Below are 17,157 nucleotides of genomic sequence, written 5' to 3'. Positions count from 1 at the left end.
TCAGGACACCCAGACCCCGGTGATGTCCTTGGCGGACGCCGCGTTGCCCGCGTGGCCGAGGCCGTGCATGTCCTCGAGCGTGCGCAGCAGGTCGTAGTGGTTGTACGTGGTGGAGGACGTGGAGCTCGGGGTCACCTGCTGGCCGTAGAGGACCGTGGGGATGCGGTTGCCGCTGAGCCGGTTGTCCTCGTCGAAGGTGACGACGAGGAGGCTGTTGTGGGTCTTCGCCCAGGTTGCGTAGGCGCCGAGGTTGTTCTTCAGCCAGGTGTCACCGGTCGCCACCGAGCAGTCGTGCATGTCGCTGCACAGGTTCGGGACAACGAAGGAGACCTGCGGCAGTTTCGTGTAGTCGGTGGGGAACTGCTGGAAGGTGTATGCGGATGAGGTGGGGACGTTGCTGAAGCCGAACCAGGGGTTGTGCTTGCGGGCGTAGGCGCCGCTGCTGCACGTGGTCGAACCCTGGCTGGGAAGTGTCTCGTTGTAGCTCGCCCAGCTCTTGCCCGCGGCGATCAGCTCTGATGCGAGGTTGGGCTTGCTGGAGAAGCCGGGGGTGTAGCAGCTGTCGTCCGTGATGCCCTGGGTGGAGCCGGAGAACATGGCGAAGTAGTTGGGCTGGCTGGGGTGCGTCTCGGCGTACGAGGCGCTCAGGTTGGCGCCACCGTTCTTCAGCGAGTTGATGTACGGGGCGCTGGAGGAGCCGATGACCTGGCTGTAGCCGTGGTTCTCGAAGACCACGACGATCACGTGGTCGGGGGTCGGTACGCCGGCTGCGGCCTGGGCCGACGAGGTGCCGTCGATGCCGGTCCACAGGCCGACGACGGCGGCAGCGGTGAGGGTCAGGGCGCAGGTGAGGGCGGTGCGACTGCGGCGGAACACGGATCTGCCGGGCACTGGGAACCTCCGGTGGGGGAGTGACGGGGGCGGTGCAGACAGAGCATGCTCACGCCAAGATGCATCCGGCCTACCTCACCGCACAAGAGGCATGAAGATCGGGTGAACGATCTCCTGCGCACCGTTTGCCCGCCGGTGACTGCGGCCCGCTACGCTCACCGGGTACGAGGAGGCACAGGTGAGGAGAACGACCACCATGGCGCGGGTCACGGCTGTGAGCAGCAATGGGACGTACTCCTTCAGCAAGCCGAACCGTCTGAGCATCAGGCTGCTCACCGGCCTCGGTGTCGAGGGCGACGTCCACGCGGGCGAGACCATCAAGCATCGCTTCCGCATGGAGCACGAGCCGCATCAGCCCAACCTGCGACAGGTGCACCTCATACACGAGGAACTCTTCGACGAGCTCGCCACGAAGGGCTTCACCGTCGCTGCGGGCGAGCTCGGCGAAAACATCTCCACGCGCGGGATCGACCTGCTCGGCCTGCCCACCGGCGCACTACTGCACATCGGTGCCGAGGCGATCGTGGAGGTTACCGGCCTGCGCAATCCGTGCTCGCAGATCGAGGCCTTCCAGAAGGGCCTTCTGAGGGAGGTCTTCGAACTCGACGCGGAGACCGGGGACTTTTCCTTCAAGTCCGGGATCATGAGCGTGGTCCGGCAGGGCGGCGAGGTCCACCCCGGCGACGCAATCGACGTCGAACTTCCCGCCGGCCCGCATCGTCCGCTGGAGCGCGTCTAGGGCATTTCCGGAAGATACCCGGCGCTGAGGCCCTCTTGCGCAGCGCTGCTTGTCGGCCTCGACCGGGACCGTTGCTCTGCCGGCTGCGTGCCTGCGGGCCCTGTCCCGCGGGTGTTCCAGGGACAGGGCCCGGGCGGGAATGGCCTACTTCAGGGCGACACCGTCTCCGTAAGCAGTTGCGGTGCTCGTCGTGCCCGTGCCGGCGAACGTCCAGCGCCAGGTACCAGCGGAATTCGCGGTGACCGTCGTCCTGAGCTTGCCGCTGCTGTCGGTGGTCACCTTCTTGACCGTGGTGTAGGTGGAGGAGCCGGACTTCTTGTACTGAAGGGCCACGGCCTGGCCGCTGTACCCGGCGTAGGCGTTGGTGTCCCAGTTGGCCCGGGTGAGCGTCCCCGTCACGGTGAGCGTGCCGCCCTTGGCGACCGGCTCGGGGGAGGCCTGGGTGTCGGAGAGCTTGGCGTAACGCTTCACCTTGACCGGCGCGCTGTCCTCGAGGTCGTAGAAGTCGCCGTCATTGGCGGCGGCCTCGGCAGTGAAGTGCCAGGTGCCGGCCGAGCTGTTCTTGAGGTCGTAGTAGTCGGTTCGGTCGGCGTCCAGGGTGAACTTGAAGACGCACTTCCTGGTGGTGGACGTGGGCCGGGTGCAGTCGGCGGAGCCTGCGTGGATGATCCGGCTGTCAGGGCTGACCAGCTTGGAACCGTAGATGTCCTTGATCCCGGACCCGTCCTTGGCGGCGGCAGTCACGGTCAGCGTCTGCGCCGCGCTGACTCCGGCGTTGACGGTCTGCTTGCTGAAGGACAGCGACGTGAAGACTGTGTCGCCCTTCTGGGTGTCGGCGTGCGCGGCCGGCGTCAGGAACGAGAGCAGCGCCAGAGCGCCGACGGCGGCGGCCGCGGTGGAACGAATACGCATATTTCTCCGAAAACGATGAGCCGGATCTTGTCCGGGCGCGAGAAAGACCACTGACACCCGTGGTTGGTTGTACGACGGCAGACGGCAGACGGCAGACGGCAGACGGCATCCCGGCCTCCTCTCCGACGGCGAAACCCGGGCGGGAATGATTCAAACTTCAATCAAGTTTGAACAACCAGCAGAGTCCATCGGCCCCTCGTGCCCCGGAACCCCTTGGGCGCCAGGTGCCTGCATCGCAGAACTAATGCTCGTGCAGAGAACGGAGAACGTGATGGTCGGTACACAGGGAGTGAGCTGGAACGAGCGGCGGCAATACGCGAGCCGTCTCTTCGAATCCCAGCGTCACCGCGCGGCTTCCCGGGTTCTCAAGGACCTGGTTGCCGCGGCGCCTCGCAACCTGGACCTCCGGATGCTCCTCGCCCGTTCGTACTACTACACGGCGCAGCTTTCCCTGGCCGAGGCGGAGCTGCGCCAAGTCCTGCGCGCCGAGCCCGCCCACCCCTCTGCCCACCTCGCTCTCGCCCGCGTCCTGGAGCGCCAGCACCGCTGCTCCGAGGCCGCGCCGCATATGAGGGTCGCGGACACGATGACCGCACGGGACCTGCTGGCCCTCAGGCACCCCCGCAATTCATCCCCTCGCCTCGTTGCTTGAGGCTGCTCCCGGCTGCCGGTCGTCCGCCCTCCCCGGGCGGTCAGACCCTGGGCAACGCGTGTGTTGTAGCGGGTGGCCAGGCCGCGCCATTGCCACCAGCATCTCCAGATCTTCGTCAAGCATCCGCCGCTCCCACACCACTCGGTAGGACACACCACGGGCAGCGGCGACCACTTCGACGTCGTTCTCGGCGATGCCGACCGTCAGCAACGGGCTCTGAACCAAGCAGCGCACCTCGCTGCGCGCGCCGAGCTGCAGCTGGGTGAAGCGTTGCCGGATGGCCGCTGAGCCCCGCATGAGTTCGATCGCCTCGGCCGAGGCGCGATGGGTGGCGCCTGTGCGGTAGAGCTCTCCCAGGGAGTTCAGCTCGATCTCTGCCAGTTCGACCGCGTTCTGGTGCTCCACCAGCAGGGCGCCCAGAGCCAGTTCGGGCGGGGAGGCCGTCAGCCGCTCCGGGAACTCGCCTGGTTCAGCCGCGTCTCGGGTGGGTCGGGCCGCGACCTTCAGGGAGTCGCGGGCAGACCCATTTCGCGGATCCCCATCAGCGACGAGGTGACGGCGTTCACCGCGCAATGCTCGGCATCGCTCATCTCCACAAAATCGCCCTCAACGGATATCTTCAGCCCCGTACAAGCGAACACTTTCGAGGGGGAGCCATGACCATCCGGGCATCGTTGCACGCGGCCCATGTCTACATGATCCTGGGCGTCGTTTCCGGGCTCTACTACCGAGAACTCACCAAACACAACGGGTTCGACGGGGAGACCCAACTGTCGGTAGTCCACGCCCATTTACTGGCCCTCGGCATGCTGGCCTTCCTCATCGTCCTCGCGCTCGACAAGCTGTTCACCCTGTCCGGCAGTCGGCACTTCACCTACTTCTTCGCCTTCTACAACGCAGGCATTGCCATCACCGTGGGCTCCATGATCTTCCGTGGCACGCAAACCGTCCTCGGCCACCCCGTCCCCGAAGCGGTCTCTTGGATCGCAGGCCTGGGCCACACGGTCCTCACCGTCGGTCTGATCCTCCTGTTCACCCTGCTCGGCAAGCGCGTCACCAATAGGCGCAACGACTCAGAGACTGCTCCAGGGCATGGCCAGCCGGCCGACCTGGAGAAGGGCAACGCGTTGTAGTAGGCGACAGTCGAGAGCAGTTGTCGATTGGTTCTGCAGAGCAGGCGTCGGTCCGATGACGTCGAGGCGTTGCTGAGTTCCACCTCTTCCACGCTCGGGCCGCCGGCGCAACCGAGCATCGTGTACGCGGTCCGACAGGGCCCGTGCCGCTCGGGCATATCCCGCAGTGAGTGCGTCCATGCTCTCGGGCACGGCGGCGCGGGTCACCACGCCGTGGTAGTAGTCGAGTTGGGTTCCCTCGGCGCGGCTGTCGTCGCTGGCCGACGAGCGGACGCTGCTGGAGGTCGCGGTGCGTTACGGCTACACCTCGGGGGAGGCGTTCGCGCGTGCCGGTAGTACACGCTCGGCGCAGTCCGCAGCCCACGCGGCCATGATCCGCTGGTCTTCCCTGCCGTCCTTCTTCACCGTGACGACGATACGAGGGCGAAGCACATCGATGCGTCAGACGAAGGAGTGATGGCGGGTTGAGGGACGGCGTCTTCCGAATTATGAAGGATTGTGCCTGTTACCCGATTTGTGCGACCGGTGGTGGGGCGCGGGGTGGTGTGCCGTGGTGTGCGGAGGAGTCGGAAAGGGCTTGTTGCCGCGGGTGAGCGGGGTGGTTGCCGTGCCCAGCGAATGTCAGGGCCACGCCCATGCGGGGTCCGTGACCGTTACAGCCGTCGGTTACGGAAATATCCGCATTTTGTAACGCAGGCTGACGCTGCCGACGACAGGCGGGCGGGTGGTTCAAAGTGTGGGTCCTCGGCTTGTCGAGCCGGGACCCGCACCGCGCAGCATGGCTCTGACCTGGGCCTGGACGCCTCTACTTGGGGGGACATCTCGTGTCTGCTTCTCGTACTGTCCGTCGTCTCGTCGCTACTGGTCTGGCGGCCGGTTCCCTTGTCGCTGTCGTGGCGATGCCGGCATCCGCCGACGACGGCCACCACCGTGGCCGCCACCACCAGTCGTACAAGCGTGTGGTGCTCGGCAGCATCCAGTACAACAGCCCGGGCCGTGACGACTACTCCAACCGCTCGCTGAACGGGGAGTGGGTCGAGGTCACCAACACCGGTTACCGGCCGGTGAATCTGAACGGGTGGACACTCTCGGACCGGGATGGCAACCGTTACCGCTTCGACTACCTTCGCCTGGCCGGCCGGTCCACCGTCCGCGTCCACACCGGACGCGGCCACGACACCCGCACCAACGTCTACCAGGACCGCCGCACCGACTACATCTGGAGCAACTACTCCGACACGGCCACCCTGCGCGACGACTGGGGCCGGACCGTCGACACCAAGTCCTGGGGCCGTGACCGCGACCACCACAACGACTGGGGATACCGCCGCTGACCTGACCCCCACCCGCCACTGACCGCGGACCCCTCTCGGAACCGCTGCGTGCCGCCACCCCCGCCCCCGGAGTGGCGGCACGCAGCTCACGCATTCACCGTCCTCCCCCCCGGACGGTGGCCCGCCGGGGCATCACTATCAGCCGCGTTCGAAGCTGTGCGAGTGACCGATGACGAAGAAGCCGCGGCGCTCGTACCAGTGGCGTGGCCAGCCCGTCGCATCGGTGGTCAGGAACCTCGTACCGCAGTGCTCGTTGGCGGACAGGCGCAAGGCGCTGGTCAGGACGGCGTCGGCGTAACCCCGCCTGAGATGGGTCTCCGCGGTGATCAGGTCCTCGATCTGGGCTGTGCCGGTTGCCGGGTCCAGATAGAGGTCGGCCCATGAGGCGACCTCGCCCTCCTCCGTGCGGCTACCGATGAAGTGAACGACATCGGCACCGCGGCGGCGGGCCTCGCGTCGGTCGACGAGGTGGCGTACGACGTCGTCGTCGACGTCCGGGAGGAGGCCCTGCCAGCGCCGGGTGAGTGGGATACGGATCTCGTCCAGATCCACCTCCTCGGCGAGTCCGCCGACCGGCACAGGGCCTGCGTGCAGCATGACCAGATGGCTGGAGTGGGTGTAGCCGGCCCGGAGCAGCGGCTCTGTGCACGCCGTTCCGACTTCCTCGTCGAATACGGAGATCCGTCGGTGTGGCAGATGCCCCAGTGCCTCCTCCGCGATGGCGGGAAGTGCCTCGGAGTCGACGACCGTGTCGATGATGACCTGGTTGTTCGCGCGGGAGTGTGCGAAGGCGTCGTCATATACGGCGAACCCGCCGGGGAGGTCAACGGTGCACGCGGCCTGGCGGCGTGCGAAGGCCGACAGGAAGGCGTTGATCCGCTGCAGTTCTGAGCTCGGCATGGGGCGAGCCTAAGGGCTGGCTCTGCAGGAACAAGCTGAGCTGGGCTCATCGGGATCGGGCTGTGGCGTTGGGGGCCGTCTTCCACCGTCGGAGGTGGAGACGGTCGCGATGGGCTCGTTGTGGGAGGAGCTGTCTGGTCGGAAGGCTACGGCCCGGGAGCGGGTGGAGCGCACCCGGGAGCAGAACGCGGAGCTGAACCGGTGACCGGTGGCGGTGGAGGAGGCGCTGTCCCGGCTCGTCAGCCCCTCGGAGACGGTTGAGGAGATCCTGGGCGACACGACGTCAGAGGCGGTGCGCGCGACAGCGGGGGTGCGACTTTGTGTGGTGGAACAGGTGGCCGGATCGATCAGGAATCGAGAAGCGCGGGTCACGGAGCCGCACCTAGCATGACCGTCATGGACATCACCATTCACACAAGCTCCCTCCCGCATGACGACCCTGACGCGTCCCTGGCTTTCTACCGCGACACCCTCGGCTTCGAGGTCCGCAGCGACTTCGGACAGGGCAAGATGCGCTGGATCACGGTCGGCCCCGTCGGCCAGCCCGACACGTCCATCCTCCTGGCGCCGCCGGCCGCCGACCCTGGGGTCACCGAGGACGAGCGCCGCACCATCGCCGAGATGATGGCCAAGGGCACCTACGGCTGGATCCTGCTGGCCACCCGGGACCTCGACGGCACTTTCGAGAAGGTGCAGGCCGGTGACGCCGAGGTCGTCCAGGAGCCGACCGAGCAGCCGTACGGCATCCGCGACTGCGCCTTCCGTGATCCCGCAGGCAACCTGATCCGCATCCAGGAGGTTCGCTGAGCCGTCCGGTCATCGATTCGGCCATGACGGCCGGCGTCGCGACCACCTGCGAAGAATGCGGCGGCCGGTGCTTCCAGGCCTCCGTCCCGCCGCCGGCGAGTCGGTCATCGCCATCGGGCACCTCGCCGCCGGCCGCGGCTTGCAACCCAGGTGCTCGCGGACATCGAGGAAAAGGAGTTCTCCCATGTGTCACCCCTCGTGGGGGCGCGCACGTACCGCGGCGCAGCGCCTGAGCGACCTCGCGCGACTGCGCCGCGTCCGCGACCGGATCGACCGGGAGTACGCGCAGCCGCTGAACGTCGAGGCGCTCGCCCGCGGCGTGAACATGTCGGCCGGGCACCTCAGCCGCCAGTTCCGGCTGGCCTACGGCGAGTCGCCGTACGCGTACCTCATGACGCGTCGCATCGAGCGCGCGACGGCGCTGCTGCGTCGTGGCGACCTCAGCGTCACCGAGGTCTGCTTCGCGGTCGGCTGCTCATCGCTGGGCACCTTCAGCACCCGCTTCACCGAGCTGGTCGGCATGCCGCCCAGCGCCTACCGGCGCCGCGCAACGGGCGCTGCGACGGGGATGCCGCCATGTGTGGCAAAACAGGTGACCAGACCGGTCAGGAATCAAGAAGCACCGGTTGCCGAACCCCAACTAGCGTGATGGCCATGGCATCCATCGAATCCGTCACACTCGACGTGGCCGACCCCACGGCCGCCGACCGCTTCTACTCCGCCGCCTTCGGTTTGGAAACGCAGATACGCCTGCGGGCCTCGGAGGCACCGACAACCGGCTTCCGTGGGTTCACGCTGGCACTCACGGTGTCCCAGCCGGCCACCGTCAACAGCCTGATCGACGCCGCCCTCGACGCCGGGGCCACGCCGCTGAAGCCTGCCGCGAAGTCGCTCTGGGGCTACGGCGGTGTCGTACGAGCCCCGGACGGGACGATCTGGAAGGTCGCGACCTCGGCGAAGAAGGACACCGGCCCGGACACCCGACAGATCGACGAGATCGTGCTCCTGCTGGGAGTCGCGGACGTGGCCGCGAGCAAGCGGTTCTACGTCGAGCGCGGCCTGGCCGTGGCGAAGAGCTTCAGCCGCATGTACGTCGAGTTCGCCGCTGGGTCGAGTCCCGTCAAGCTGGCGCTGTACAGGCGCCGTGCCCTTGCCAAGGACGTCGGCGTCACTCCCGACGGCACCGGATCGCACCGGCTCATGATCGGCGGCGATGCCGGGCCTTTCACCGACCCGGACGGGTTCGCATGGGAGGCCGCATCGCTGACGCCCACGCCCTGACGTGCCACCGTCGTCTGACCTGCCGGGCCGTCGATCACGGTGCGGCCGGCGGATGACCGACGGAGCCTCCCCCCTGGAGGAGGGGCTCTCCACGAAGTGACTGGAGGAAGCATGACGGGCACGCCGCCGCGTGGGCTTGAGGAAAGGCTGCGGGACACTCGCGGGAAACTGGAGAGCGACGTCGATCTGTGGGTCGCGACGTCGGGCTCGGCGGGCGGCGTCCACCTCATCCCGCTCTCGTACCTCTGGGACGGGACCGCGTTCCTCATCTCGACGCCGCGCGCCTCGGTCACCGGCCGCAACCTGCTGGCGGAAGGCCAGGTGCGACTCAGCCTCGGGCCGACGCGTGACGTCGTCGTCGTCGACGGCACCGCCGAGCCGGTGGGCATCGCCGACCTCGGCCCGGAGACGGGCGACGCGTTCGCGACCAAGACCGGTTTCGACCCGCGCGAGCTCGACGAGCCCTACCAATACTTCCTGATCCGGCCGCGGCGCATCCAGGCCTGGCGGGAGGCGAACGAGCTGCGGGGACGCGACCTCATGCGCGACGGCCGCTGGCTCGGCTGACCGCCGCACGGGAACACACCTGGCCCACCCGGCCCACCTGGCGAGCGGTGCGGGTAACGACGTGGACTTCCCGCGGGGACTCCTCATTCGGACCGAGCAGAGCTGACGCATCTCAGACCGCTCCAGCACCGACCCTCGTCGGGAGAACACGTGACAGCCGGTGATCGGCGGCGGCCAATCGTCTCCCCAGTCACTGGCCGCCGGTGGGGGATCCAACTGGCCGCAGGCACCCACCGCCCGGCATTCCGCCCTTCGGGTGACGGGCGTTCTGCTCGGCACCGTCGAGGGATGCGGCGCTGACGCCTGGGCTGCACAGGTGCTTGCCTGGGGGCTGGGGGTGCGTGGTGGACGGCACGCTGTGACCGTGAGTCCTTGCCATCAAGATGGCGAGATCGTGGAAGCCAGGGGCCGGCTCATAGGCACGAGCGTGGGACGAGCAAGTGGATGATGCAAATCTCGCCGGTGCGCATGAGAGCCATCCGGTTATTCGCACATGCTTCGGATTCCTGCGTGCGAAAGTCCGCATGCACCTGTCTGGCGCCACCTGAGCCTACTTGCATCCAGGCTCCTGACCGTGATGATCGAAGCCGAAGCAGGTTGCGGCCTCGAGGGGTTGGTGTTGCTGTTGAGGTGACGAAGACGCTGCGCTCACGCAGGACCCCCTCAGCTGACGCCCAATCTCCATGGAATCGGAAGTGAGCATGGAAGGCGCAAACCACAGTCTCCACGCTGATGTCCTGATCATCGGCTACGGCAAAGGCGGCAAGACGGTGGCCGCGAAGATGGGCCGCCTCGGCAAGCGGGTCGTTCTTGTGGAGCGGTCGGACCGGATGTACGGAGGCACCTGCCCCAACGTGGGCTGTGTACCGACGAAGGCACTGGTCCACCACGCCAACAAGCGCCGACCGGAGGATCCGGCGCAGGAGTGGTACGAGCGTTCCGTCACCAAGGTCCAAGCGGTGACCAAGATGATGCGCGACGGTAACTACGAAGGGCTGAACGGCATCGAGACCGTCACGGTCCTCACCGGTCAAGCCGCGTTTGTCGACCCCCACACCGTCATGGTCCGGGCGGGCCGCGAACGCCTTACGGTCACCGCCGACACCATCTTGATCAATACCGGCTCCGAGCCGATCATCCGCGACATTCCTGGCCTGCGCGACAGCCCGTACACCGTCACCAGCACCGAACTGATCGAGACCACCGTCCTGCCGGAACGACTGACCATCATCGGCGGCGGATACCTCGGCCTGGAGTTCGCTGCGATCTACCGACAGTTCGGCTCACAGGTGACCGTGCTCGAGGCATCTCCGAAGATCCTCGGTCGTGTCGACGTCGACGTCGCCGCCGTCGCCCAGGACATCCTCACCGACGAGGGCATCGAGATCATTGCCGGCGCCCAGGTGCGCCAGGTCCGCGACGGGGACGGCGGCGCGATCGTCGTCTATGACAAGGACGGCCACCAGCACTCCGTAGCGGCCGACGCCATCCTGGCCGCCACCGGCCGCGCCCCGGCCACCCGCGACCTCGCCCTGGAGGCGGCCGGGGTCCGTACCACCGAGCGGGGTGCGGTCGAGGTCGACGGGTTCTTGCGTACCAGCCAGCCGCACATCTACGCCCTCGGCGACGTCAACGGCGGTCCGCAGTTCACCTACATCTCCCTCGACGACAGCCGCATCGTCCTCGATCAGCTCATCGGTGAGGGCAAGCGTTCCACGGCGGACCGGGTGGCCATCCCGCACACGCTGTTCATGACCCCGCCGCTGGCGACCGTCGGGCTGACCGAGAGGGAGGCCCGCGCGGCCGGACACCGGGTGAAGATCGCCAGCCAGCCGGTCGCCGAGATCATCGCCATGCCGCGCGCCTACATCGTCGAGGACCCCCGCGGTGTCATGAAGTTCGTCCTCGACGCCGACACCGACGACATTCTCGGCGCCGCCCTGCTCAGCATCGATGCGCAGGAACTCATCAACACCGTCGCGCTCGCCATGCGGCACGGCGTCAAGGCGGCCGAACTCCGCGATGCCGTCTACCAGCACCCCACCTCCACCGAAGCCTTCAACGACGTACTCGCCACCATCGTGCGAGTCGATTGACAACTAGCTGCTCCCGCCCAGGCCGTTTCTCTCGAATCAGCCGACGTGGCATCGAGAAAGGAAGGGTGCGGCTGTGACTACCGCATCGATGACGGGGAAAGTCGCGCTGGTGACCGGGGCGACCAGCGGCATCGGGGCGGCCGCTGCGGAAACGCTCGCCGAGCGCGGTGCGCACGTAGTGGTGGCAGGCCGGGACCGACCACGCGGCGAGGCCGTCGTCGAGACAATCCGGGAATGCGGTGGCACAGCCGACTTCGCGGCCGCCGACCTGCTGGACGCCGGCTCGGTTCGGCAGTTGGCTCGGCAGGCCGTCGAACTGGGTGGTGGCCGGGTGGACATCCTGGTCAACGGCGCGGGCATCTATCCCTTCGGGCCCACCGAGCAGACATCGGAGAGCGAGGTCGACGCCGTCTACGCGCTGAACGTGAAGGCTCCCTCCTACCTGGTGGCGGAACTCGCGCCGGTGATGGCCGAGCGGGGCAGCGGGGCGATCGTCAACGTCAGCACCATGGCGGCCGCGCTCGGCTTCTCGGGAACGGCGCTGTACGGCTCGAGCAAGGCCGCCGTGAACCTGCTGACCAAGGCCTGGGCTGCCGAATACGGCCCGCGCGGGGTCCGGGTCAACGCCGTGCAGCCCGGTCCGACCCGGACCGAGGGCACGGCGGGCATGGGGGGAGGACCTCGACGCCCTCGCCGCTCAGGCGCCCGCCGGGCGGCCGGCTTCCCCGGGGGAGATCGCCGAGGCGATCGCGTATCTGGCCGGCGATGCCGCGAGTTTCGTGCACGGCGTTGTGCTACCAGTCGACGGCGGCCGCACGGCTGTGTGAACGGGGCCTACAGGCCGGAGGCGTTCTCCATCACTGTCGCCCCCGCCATCGTCGACTCCCACCTTCGTCAGCGACATCATCGAAACCGGCACCGACTCATACCCCCTTGCTCAGACCCGAGCGGGGGTCGAGCAACAGGCAGCCGGCTGAGCCGACGGCGAGACGGTCAGCGCGGCCGGGCAGTCCCCGCCTGCCATTTGTCGAACCTCCAGGCCGGATGACACCTGCTCAAGTACGGCAGGTGCCGGGCCCACTCGACGGCTGTCAGTGTCTTCACGGTCCTGCGCACGGGATTCGCCAAGGCGCTCCGAGCGCGGCCCCGACCGGATGTCATCGTGGTCCTGACCGACGGGCAGACGCCCTGGCCGGCCGCACCATCACCGTGCCGGACGGTGGTGGGTCTGTTCCCCCGGCAGCATGCAGCCCGGTCGTGGGACGAGGACGACCCCGAATACGTTCCGGACTCGCCGCCCGCGTGGGCACGCGTGGTTGACATCGGGTCCTCTCCTGCTGCTCGGTGAGCCTGTCCTTGGCCGCCGCGTCCAGGGGTGATCGCCGGCCTCCCTCGATGCGCAGCAGACTACGGATTCCGGGCGGCGCACCTGTTCATGCGTTATCACGCCCGCCGGCGACGCGGCTTTTGTGTGGAGGCGTATGGACGCGATGGCCGACGGTACTCGCCGGGCAGCACGCTCATCCACCTGGGACAGCACCATGTTCCCGGGCCGGAACCTGATCACCGAGCCATGCGTCCTATCGGGCACGTCGTGCTCGCTCCAGGCCGAGGACGGGGCCGAGGCAGGTGGGTGGGACATGGTGAAGCGGGCGACCAGCAGGGTGACGTCGGAATCCAGGACTGCAGCGCCCCGGTGGTGGCCGGTTCACGTCGGCCGGTGGCCTTGGCGGTGGGGCAAGGACGCCAAGGGCCAGTCGTCCTGGGCACGTGGGCGTGTTCTCGCGGCGCTTGCCGTGCTGACCTCCGCCCTGCTGGCCTTCCACGCGACCGTGCCCAACACCGTGGGCCGCCTGGGCAGTTTGCTTGAGGCATTCCTGCCCTGGCTCGGCCTGGCCGTCCCGGTGCTGCTCGTCCTGGCCCTGCTGCGCCGCTCGGCCACCGCGCTGGTGTTCCTGCTTCTCCCCGCAGCCGTCTGGGCGAACCTCTTCGGCGGGTTGCTCCTCCCCGGGGACCGCGGTGCACATGACATCACGGCGCTCCAGCACAACATCAGTGACGAGAACACCGCTCCTGCCCGTACTGCGGAAGCTCTCATCAGGGCCGCGCCGGAGCTCATAGCTCTGGAAGAGCTGACGCCGTCCGCGCTGCCGCTCTACGAGACGGCCCTGGCACCCGGCTACCCCTACCACTCCGTTGAAGGTACCGTCGGCCTCTGGTCGAAATACCCCCTGGCAGATGTGCACCTGGTGGACATCAAGCCCAGGGGGATCGAAGAGGGCTGGAGCCGTGGATTGCGGGCCGGTGCGCGTACGCCGTGGGGCGAGATCGCTGTCTACGTCGCCCACCTGCCCTCGGTCCGTGTCCGGCTGAGCGGTTTCGACTCGGAGTGGCGGGACGAAAGCGCCGGGCTGCTGGGCACGGCCATCGCCGCCGAGAAGCTGGACAAGATGATCCTGCTCGGTGACTTCAACAGCACGGTGGACGATCGCGGGCTGGCCCCTGTCACCTCGCAAATGAACCCGCAGGCACGGGACTTCGCCTTCAGCTGGCCCGCGGCCTTCCCCGTTTCCCGGATCGACCACATCATGACCCGCTCGGCGACCGTCACGGACATCCGGACCCTGCCCGCCACCGGCAGCGACCACCTTCCGGTCGCCGCACGCATCAAACTTGCTTCCTGATCGCCGAGCGCGCTTGTCGGCGAACACCGCGTAGCAGTAACACGGGTGGGGGCGGTGGCGGTGACGGCTTCGTCGACGTGGGCCGGCGGCAATGGCAGCAGCGCCCCCGGCTGTTCACGCGGTCTCGCTCGACGTCCCTCTCAGGGCGGACCGGGCCGACTCAACGGTGCATTGAATCACCGCCGTCGCCGAGGCGAACGCTCAGCTGGGAACCCAGCTCCTGGAAGCCCAGGGCACATTCGGCGCGGTGACGATGCCGGCACCTCCGCGGACCACGACCCCGGTCCACAGCGGCGGACACAACCGCGAGCCGGGGGAGACCACAACGTTCGCCCCGCCCGAGGAGAACTCCGCTGGCGTCACCGCCAGCTCAGTCCATAGCTCCCGAGCCCGGCCGAGCAGCAGATCGCGCGTCATGGCCGTATCGTGCCGGGTCCCACGCCCCTGGACAACTGATCGTGGCATCGTCGCAGGAAACCCCGGCCGCTCAACCGTCGGCCTCGCAGCTCGGTCATGAAGTGCAGCGGGGCGGAGTGCACCGGGTCCGCCCGCGCAGGGGGCGAACCCGGCAGGGAGCGCTCAGCTGGGCTGACGGGTAGGACTGATGGTGACTCGCCGGCTTCCTGCGCTCCCGCCGTGCCCGGATCAACCCGACCAGGCCGGACTGCCCGGCGCGTGCCCGGGCTGCGACGCGTTGACGGAGTCAGCACCGAGTACTCCGATCGGCTCGCACAAGGCCGCGCCGGCATCCCTTCATCCTTACGCTCTGAATCCGGCGGCGCTTCAGCGGGTGCAGTCAGGGACCTGCGCCACCTGCGCCTTCGGCGTCCCAGGGCATCGTTTCGAGGCCGCCGATGGCCAACTGGTCGGTCGTGATGGGCTGCGCCGATCGTCGTCGGCGGGAGTCAAGCCGTGGAATCATCGGGCCGCCGGGCAGGCACTGTCTCTGCGAAGGGTGGTGGGTGGACGTGGTTGCCGACTGGGAGTGGGACGACACGTTGTTCCTGGGCACGGCCGCCCACTATCAGCGTGGGAGGCTGCCTTACGCCCCCGGGTTGGCGGACGTGCTCGCCGAGGTTCTGAGGCTCGACGGGCGAGGGCGTCTCGTCGACGTGGGCTGTGGACCGGGCACCCTTGCCCTGAGCCTGACGCACTTGTTCCGCGAGATTGTCGGCGTCGACCCGGACAGTGGGATGATTGCCGAGGCCGAGCGCGGGGCCGCCGAGCGAGGAGTGGCCGGGAAGGCGCAGTGGGTGCGGGCCCGGGCCGAGGATCTGCCCGCGGGTCTTGGAACGTTCACGGTCGCGACCTTCGGCCAGTCCTTCCACTGGATGGATCGTGACCTGGTGGCGGCAACCGTCAGGGACATGCTCCAGTCCGGCGGGGCGCTGGTGCACATCTCGGACTTGAAAACGGAGACCCGAGCCGTCGACGGGCTTCCGTATCCGGCAGTCCCTTATGCGGCAGTGGAGGAGCTGGTCAGGAACTACCTGGGACCGGTCCGACGAGCCGGCCGGGGGACGCTGCCGCACGGAACACCCGGCGATGAGGCGGCGGTGCTCAGCCGGGCGGGATTCACCGGTCCCCAGCGCCATGTCGTGCTTGGCGGGCAGGCGTTGGAGCGCACTGATGACGATGTAGTCGCGTGGGCGTTCTCGATGTCGTTCTCGGCTCCGCACCTGTTCGGCGCACGCCGCGACGACTTCGAAGCAGACCTGCGTCGACTGCTGCGGGAGGTCTCCCCGTCGGGCAGGTTCTCCGAACGCCGGCCGAGCACCGAGGTCTTCGTCTGGTGGAAGAAAGTCACCGCCGAACCAGGACCTGTGCCGACCGCGTGACTCCTTCCTCGAAGGCCAACTCATTTGAAACAGCATTTCAAGAGCGTCAAAAGAGTCCGGCAGCCCTGAAGGGCAGAGCCTTGCCGCCCGTCAACTGGAGTGCGGCGTGACTGCACTCCGGGTGGTGGGCTGAGTATCGCCCGAAACTCACATCCGGCGTGTTCGTGGCGTCGGCCGGTCCGACCCGGCCCAGAGGCGCGTCCTCCGCGGCGCTGACCTGCGTAATTGTGACCGAGGAGCCATTGACAGCTGCGTGGACCGCTACGGAGAGTGTTGCTCTCTTCAACCGGGGTGGGAACGTGGAACGACAGCAGTACGTGGAGCGGTGCTCAGAGCTCTTCGAGGCAGGCGGCTATGCCGCTGTCCGGACAACCGCTGAGGCCGGCCTCAAAGAGCTCGGTCCGGATCCGGATCTCTTCCGCCGGCTCGGGCAGGCACACGCGGCGGAGGACGAGGACGACCATGACTCCGAAGCGGAGGCCGCCTACCGGAAGGGCCTCGCGCTCGCACCGGACGATCTTGGCCTCCTGGTGTCGTACCTGGAGCTGTGCCTCCGTGCCGACTCCTTCACCTACCCGGGACGCTCGAAGCGCGCGGTGGCCATGCAGGCGAGGATCGAGGAACTGGCGCCGCCCGGGTCGTCCGAACGCCAGCGCGTCGACGACGCGCTCGGCTGGGCGGGCCGCAGTTACTGGGACGACCTGAAGGCCGGCGCTGCCAAGGGACGGCTGCAAGGGGCAGCCGCCGCGGAACAGAGCGTGCTGGTCACGGAGGCACTGCGGCGATCCGCCCGCGGCGAGTTCGCCGGGGATGGAGGAGAAGACCTTCAGGCGGCAGAGCTGGCTGCGGCGGTCGAGCTTCTGCAGGGCCGTCGATACGCATGGATGCGCCTACTCCTCGCTCATCGAGTCGCAGCGTACGTGTGGACGTTCGTGATGTCCTTCGGCGTCAACAAGGCACTCGTTTGGAGCGGAGTGCTGGACTTCAGCCTGTGGGGCTGGCTGTTCTGGATCCCGGTGCTCACCGCAGAGGCCAAACTTCGCCAGGCCAAGAGACTGGGCCAGGAACGGGTCGTTGCGCGCATGCAGGAACGCCACGAGCAGACAGACGCCGCGTGAGCAGCAAGTAGCGCAGGTCAGCTGCTGCGGCACAGGCGCGACCGAAACGGGCTGTCTCCCCTTCCAGCGCGTCGGCCGGGAAAGCCCATCAACTGAGGCGCTCCTTGTCGAGCCGGCCCCGTACCCGCCCACCGAGGGCACGTTACGGGGCCGGTCCGCGTTCGAGGTTCACTCAGCCCCGGTCGGCGACTCGTCCCGAGCCCTG

The 17,157-nt window shown here is 67.9% G+C and carries 17 protein-coding genes and 2 pseudogenes; 14 read left to right on the top strand and 5 right to left on the bottom strand.

The features are described from left to right. On the bottom strand, positions 1–891 hold the full coding sequence (locus tag ACWCP8_RS20650) for an alkaline phosphatase family protein (RefSeq protein ID WP_451117333.1): 891 nt from the start codon (positions 889–891) through the stop codon (positions 1–3). Positions 892–1,087: 196 nt separating this feature from the next. Here ACWCP8_RS20650 and ACWCP8_RS20645 point away from each other — a divergent pair, with 196 nt between their 5' ends. Next, entirely contained in the window at positions 1,088–1,630 is a 543-nt protein-coding gene (locus tag ACWCP8_RS20645) for an MOSC domain-containing protein (protein WP_352272424.1), read from the top strand. A gap of 144 nt (positions 1,631–1,774) precedes the next feature. On the opposite strand, the gene ACWCP8_RS20640 is transcribed toward ACWCP8_RS20645, so the two are convergent. Continuing rightward, positions 1,775–2,542, bottom strand: coding sequence for a calcium-binding protein (locus ACWCP8_RS20640; RefSeq protein WP_352272411.1), 768 nt, complete (start codon positions 2,540–2,542; stop codon positions 1,775–1,777). Positions 2,543–2,813: 271 nt separating this feature from the next. On the opposite strand from ACWCP8_RS20640, the gene ACWCP8_RS20635 reads away from it, so the two are divergent. Continuing rightward, the gene (locus ACWCP8_RS20635; protein WP_352272409.1) at positions 2,814–3,194 is read left to right on the top strand and encodes a tetratricopeptide repeat protein; all 381 of its coding nucleotides are present in this window, start codon (positions 2,814–2,816) and stop codon (positions 3,192–3,194) included. Here the strand turns inward: ACWCP8_RS20635 and ACWCP8_RS20630 are convergent. Next, on the bottom strand, positions 3,171–3,599 hold the full coding sequence (locus ACWCP8_RS20630; protein WP_451117331.1) for a hypothetical protein: 429 nt from the start codon (positions 3,597–3,599) through the stop codon (positions 3,171–3,173). The genes ACWCP8_RS20635 and ACWCP8_RS20630 overlap by 24 nt on opposite strands. Positions 3,600–3,850: 251 nt before the next feature. Here ACWCP8_RS20630 and ACWCP8_RS20625 point away from each other — a divergent pair, with 251 nt between their 5' ends. After that, positions 3,851–4,327 (top strand): DUF2871 domain-containing protein, encoded by a 477-nt coding sequence (locus ACWCP8_RS20625; RefSeq protein WP_451117329.1) that lies wholly within the window; start codon positions 3,851–3,853, stop codon positions 4,325–4,327. 165 nt (positions 4,328–4,492) lie between these two features. Here the strand turns inward: ACWCP8_RS20625 and ACWCP8_RS20620 are convergent. Continuing rightward, positions 4,493–4,582, bottom strand: a pseudogene (locus tag ACWCP8_RS20620) (AraC family transcriptional regulator); the annotation flags it as partial. Between the two features lie 644 nt (positions 4,583–5,226). On the opposite strand from ACWCP8_RS20620, the gene ACWCP8_RS20615 reads away from it, so the two are divergent. Beyond that, positions 5,227–5,661 (top strand): lamin tail domain-containing protein, encoded by a 435-nt coding sequence (locus ACWCP8_RS20615; protein ID WP_451117447.1) that lies wholly within the window; start codon positions 5,227–5,229, stop codon positions 5,659–5,661. A 138-nt stretch (positions 5,662–5,799) separates the two neighbouring features. Here ACWCP8_RS20615 and ACWCP8_RS20610 read toward each other — a convergent pair whose 3' ends face one another. Beyond that, positions 5,800–6,561, bottom strand: coding sequence for a GNAT family N-acetyltransferase (locus tag ACWCP8_RS20610; protein WP_451117327.1), 762 nt, complete (start codon positions 6,559–6,561; stop codon positions 5,800–5,802). A 396-nt stretch (positions 6,562–6,957) separates the two neighbouring features. Here ACWCP8_RS20610 and ACWCP8_RS20605 point away from each other — a divergent pair, with 396 nt between their 5' ends. The 10 genes and pseudogenes from ACWCP8_RS20605 (at position 6,958) to ACWCP8_RS20560 (ending at position 16,952) form a co-directional block, all read left to right on the top strand. After that, complete coding sequence (locus tag ACWCP8_RS20605) at positions 6,958–7,368, top strand: VOC family protein (protein ID WP_352268074.1); 411 nt, start codon at positions 6,958–6,960, stop codon at positions 7,366–7,368. Between the two features lie 184 nt (positions 7,369–7,552). Further along, the gene (locus ACWCP8_RS20600) at positions 7,553–8,017 is read left to right on the top strand and encodes a helix-turn-helix transcriptional regulator (RefSeq protein ID WP_352268073.1); all 465 of its coding nucleotides are present in this window, start codon (positions 7,553–7,555) and stop codon (positions 8,015–8,017) included. Positions 8,018–8,022: 5 nt separating this feature from the next. Next, a complete protein-coding gene (locus ACWCP8_RS20595; RefSeq protein ID WP_451117324.1) occupies positions 8,023–8,649 on the top strand; it encodes a glyoxalase in 627 nt (208 codons plus the stop codon). Positions 8,650–8,760: 111 nt separating this feature from the next. After that, complete coding sequence (locus ACWCP8_RS20590) at positions 8,761–9,216, top strand: pyridoxamine 5'-phosphate oxidase family protein (RefSeq protein ID WP_352268071.1); 456 nt, start codon at positions 8,761–8,763, stop codon at positions 9,214–9,216. 701 nt (positions 9,217–9,917) lie between these two features. Next, positions 9,918–11,312, top strand: coding sequence for an FAD-dependent oxidoreductase (locus ACWCP8_RS20585; protein ID WP_451117322.1), 1,395 nt, complete (start codon positions 9,918–9,920; stop codon positions 11,310–11,312). Between the two features lie 73 nt (positions 11,313–11,385). Then, complete coding sequence (locus tag ACWCP8_RS20580; RefSeq protein WP_451117320.1) at positions 11,386–12,360, top strand: SDR family NAD(P)-dependent oxidoreductase; 975 nt, start codon at positions 11,386–11,388, stop codon at positions 12,358–12,360. Between the two features lie 54 nt (positions 12,361–12,414). After that, positions 12,415–12,660 (top strand): annotated as a pseudogene (locus tag ACWCP8_RS20575) (DUF2201 family putative metallopeptidase); the annotation flags it as partial. A 448-nt stretch (positions 12,661–13,108) separates the two neighbouring features. Further along, on the top strand, positions 13,109–13,996 hold the full coding sequence (locus ACWCP8_RS20570; protein WP_451117318.1) for an endonuclease/exonuclease/phosphatase family protein: 888 nt from the start codon (positions 13,109–13,111) through the stop codon (positions 13,994–13,996). Positions 13,997–14,964: 968 nt separating this feature from the next. After that, positions 14,965–15,834 carry a class I SAM-dependent methyltransferase gene (locus tag ACWCP8_RS20565; protein WP_451117445.1) on the top strand — a complete coding sequence of 290 codons (870 nt, stop codon included), beginning with the start codon at positions 14,965–14,967 and terminating at the stop codon, positions 15,832–15,834. A 299-nt stretch (positions 15,835–16,133) separates the two neighbouring features. Further along, positions 16,134–16,952 (top strand): hypothetical protein, encoded by an 819-nt coding sequence (locus tag ACWCP8_RS20560; RefSeq protein ID WP_451117316.1) that lies wholly within the window; start codon positions 16,134–16,136, stop codon positions 16,950–16,952. Positions 16,953–17,157 lie beyond the last annotated feature (205 nt).

It is taken from the genome of Streptomyces sp. NPDC002206 (genome assembly GCF_053593595.1).
Note: the sequence above shows the minus strand (reverse complement) of the source record. Positions and strands in the feature narration are given on the sequence as shown.